Annotated in this window: 4 protein-coding genes; 1 reads left to right on the forward strand and 3 read right to left on the reverse strand. The window is 62.2% G+C overall.

Annotation, left to right across the window (positions count from 1 at the left end; all coding sequences use genetic code 11):
• Nucleotides 1–320 (reverse strand): OAM dimerization domain-containing protein (locus tag VIG32_01935; protein HEY8296770.1); only part of this gene is annotated, 320 nt, incomplete at its 3' end.
• Nucleotides 321–381: 61 nt separating this feature from the next.
• Nucleotides 382–1,986, reverse strand: a complete 1,605-nt coding sequence (locus VIG32_01940; protein HEY8296771.1) for a lysine 5,6-aminomutase subunit alpha — start codon at nucleotides 1,984–1,986, stop codon at nucleotides 382–384.
• Between the two features lie 382 nt (nucleotides 1,987–2,368).
• Here VIG32_01940 and VIG32_01945 point away from each other — a divergent pair, with 382 nt between their 5' ends.
• Entirely contained in the window at nucleotides 2,369–2,773 is a 405-nt protein-coding gene (locus VIG32_01945; protein HEY8296772.1) for a hypothetical protein, read from the forward strand.
• 64 nt (nucleotides 2,774–2,837) lie between these two features.
• On the opposite strand, the gene VIG32_01950 is transcribed toward VIG32_01945, so the two are convergent.
• A partial coding sequence (locus tag VIG32_01950) for a sugar nucleotide-binding protein (protein HEY8296773.1) occupies nucleotides 2,838–3,139 on the reverse strand: 302 nt, incomplete at its 5' end.

Here is a 3,139-nt window from a genome sequence, read left to right on the forward strand (position 1 = left end):
ATGCACGCGCCCGCAATGCGAATCTTCCGGCCGAGACGCTCGCGAATCAGCTCGTCGACCTCGTCCATCGACATCGCGTGCGTCTTCGCCGAAGGCGCGGAGATCGTGGAGAAGTCGATACTCTGCGGCGTACTCGCGTACACAACAAAAAACGAGTAGCCGGTCGCAATCGCGCGCCCTTCAACCACCTGCACGTCGCCGAACCCCATCTTGGCAACGAGCTGCCGCGCCGCTTCATCGGCCGCCTCGCTCCATGCGATCGGCAACGTAAACGACATCTGCACCTTACCGTCGTTCGCCGTATCCCCATACGGCTTCACCACATTACTCATCGGCCACCACCGCATGGTTCGACAAGCTCACCATGACAAAGCCATTCGTTCACCGCCCCGCCCCCTTCGCTGTCATCCTGAGCTTGTCGAAGGACGAGCCCGCGTCCAAGGACGCAGCTTGCAGCAACGCGTCCTCGAACGGGTTCCAATACCCGTCCCCGCGCTCGAATACGCCGTCGAAGCCGCGGCCGCCGTCGGGCGGGCGCGAGACGTCGGCGAAGACCGCCGCTTCGATCGCCTGCATCAAGCCTTGCTGCGCGACTCGTTCGAGCAACGCGTGCGCGTTTGCCAACACGTCCTGTGCGCGGCGTTCGATCTTACCGTCGGCCTTAAACTCGATCTCGTCGCCAAAATGGCGCGCCGTGTTCATGATATACTGCGCGTTCTCAATCGCGAGCGCGCGGTCGCCGAGAAACGGCGTGTGAATCGCTTCGGTCAGCATGCCGCAGAGATGAATCGTCTGACGCGTCATCACCGACGTGAGATTGAACAGCGCGTCGATGAGATGCCCTTTGAAGATGTCGCCGGTCATATGCTTGGTGGGCGGCATGTACTTGAGCGGGGCGTTCGGGAAAACCTGACGCGCCAGTTGCGCCTGCGCGACCTGGAACAAAAAGCCGTCTTCCAAATCGGGGCTGATCTCGTACGCATCGCCGAGGCCGATCTGCCCCTCCGGCATGCCCGCACGATGCGCGAACTCTTCGTTGATGAACTGCGAAGCGAGCACGGCCGGCGCTTGTTCCACGGCATCGGCGGTGGTGAGATAGTTGTCTTCGCCGGTGTTGATGATGATGCCGGAGTACGCGTTGAGCATGCGGCTGAAGTGCTGATCGATGAACGTGCGCTTCATGTTGATATCGCGAAACAGAATGCCGTACATCGAATCGTTGAGCAGCATGTCGAGCCGCTCGATCGCCGCCGTCGTCGCGATCTCCGGCATGCAGAGACCGCTCGCGTAATTCGTGAGCATCACGTAGCGCCCGAGCCGTTCGGAGACTTCGTCGAGCGCGGTGCGCATGATGTTGAAGTTGGCCTGCGTTGCATACGTGCCGCCGAAGCCTTCGGTGGTGGGGCCGTACGGCACGAAATCCAGCAGCGATTGGCCGGTGGAACGAATCACCGCGATAATCTGCGCGCCCGCCTCGGCGGCGGCAACCGCGGCGGCGCGGTCTTCGTAAATGTTGCCGCTCGCGACGATCACGTAGAGCAGCGGCGCGGGCTGCTGCGGAAGGCGCGCGAGCAATTCGCTGCGCTCGTCGCGCCGGGCGCGGATCTGCGCGAGCGATTTCTCCACGTACGCGGCCACGGTTGCGCGCGCGGCGGCTTCGGGCACGCCGGCGAAATCGGTCAGCCGATGGGTGCCGTTGGCGATCGCCTGCCCCAGCACGAACGGCTCCAGCCCCGTCTCGGCAAGCGCCCGCCCGAAGGCGATGGCCACCCCGGCCGCCCGCTCCTCCGCCGTGAGCGCGTCGACGATCAAATTGGGAATGGGCACGTCGTCGGCTCCCACGCCGTCCACACCCAAAAGGCGCAAAACGGAGCGCTCGACCGCGACGGTCGAGTGGCCGGCGATAAAGTCGTTAACGGGCTCGGCGATAGCGCGAGCTAAATCGCGGCACCGGGCGACGGTCCCAAGATCGATCCGAAGTTCCATGGCCCGTCTATCTTACGGGCGGTCGCCCCGAACTCCTTAAGGGTAAGGAGCGAGGTTGACATGGGCGTTCTCATTATGAGAACGTTCGTGGTAAGGTGCATGTTATTAGTCGTCGGGTGCTACGGGATTTCGCGAAGGATTATCCGCATTCGGGGGGCCCGCTCGATGCCTGGTGTCGCATCGCCAAGGCCGCTCAATGGAAAAATCTCACCGAACTTCGGAAGACCTGGCCTTCGACAGACATCGTTGGCGACCTGACGGTTTTTAACATCAAGGGGAACACGTACCGGTTGATCGCCCGCATCGACTACCCCCATCGAACGATTTTCGTGCGGGCAATCCTTACGCAAGCAGAGTACGACGAAAACGATTGGAAGCGACTATGACCACCATCGACGAGGCCCGTTATGCGGACCTACTCAAGGAAAAGCATCCTCGTGTTATTCGTACCGAGGCGGAAAATGCTCGTGCGCTCCGCGAGATCGAAGTGTTCATGGCCCGCGGTGATGGGCTTCGCCCCGAAGAGGCCGAGCTGATGGATATGCTGACGATCCTGGTCGAGCGCTTCGAGGAGGATCGCTACGCGCTCACGAGTGCCTCGCCTGCTGAGATTCTGCGAGAACTCATGAGCGCTCGAGAGATGACGCAAGCGGAACTGAGCCGACTCTTCCCATCGAAGGGCATCGCGTCTGAAGTGCTGGCAGAGAAACGTGCGATAAGCAAGGCGCAGGCGCGCAAGCTAGGCGCCGTATTCCACGTATCGCCCGCCCTCTTCTTGGAGCTTTAAGGCGCAAAGAGCGGTGCTGCGCAATGCTGGGTAATCGCACCGCAACGGGTCCTTGCCTAGGGTTCTACGCTTTGTCGCGGAGGTAACCGGCGATGCCTTCGCGCCAGTCGGGCATGGGGATGTCGAGCGCGTCGAGGGCGGTGTTGGCGAGTGCGGAGTAGGCGGGGCGACGCACGGTCGAGAGCCAGTCGTTCGTCGAGACCGGTTCGATCGGGTGATCGATACCGGCTTGCCTCAGCGTCTCGCGCGCAAAATCGTACCACGTGACCGGGCCGCGATTCACCATGTGATAGAGCCCGTACCGTTCGGTGCGCACCAGTTCGCGAAGGGCGCGCGCGATGTCGCCGGCATAGCTCGGTGAAACCA

The sequence above is a fragment of the Candidatus Baltobacteraceae bacterium genome, assembly GCA_036559195.1.
Taxonomy (GTDB): domain Bacteria; phylum Vulcanimicrobiota; class Vulcanimicrobiia; order Vulcanimicrobiales; family Vulcanimicrobiaceae; genus JALYTZ01.

Excerpts from the sequence above, each read along its gene's own strand:
- VIG32_01940 (HEY8296771.1), bottom strand. The coding sequence starts at position 1,986 with ATGGAACTTCGGATCGATCTTGGGACCGTCGCCCGGTGCCGCGATTTA.
- VIG32_01945 (HEY8296772.1), top strand. The coding sequence starts at position 2,369 with ATGACCACCATCGACGAGGCCCGTTATGCGGACCTACTCAAGGAAAAG.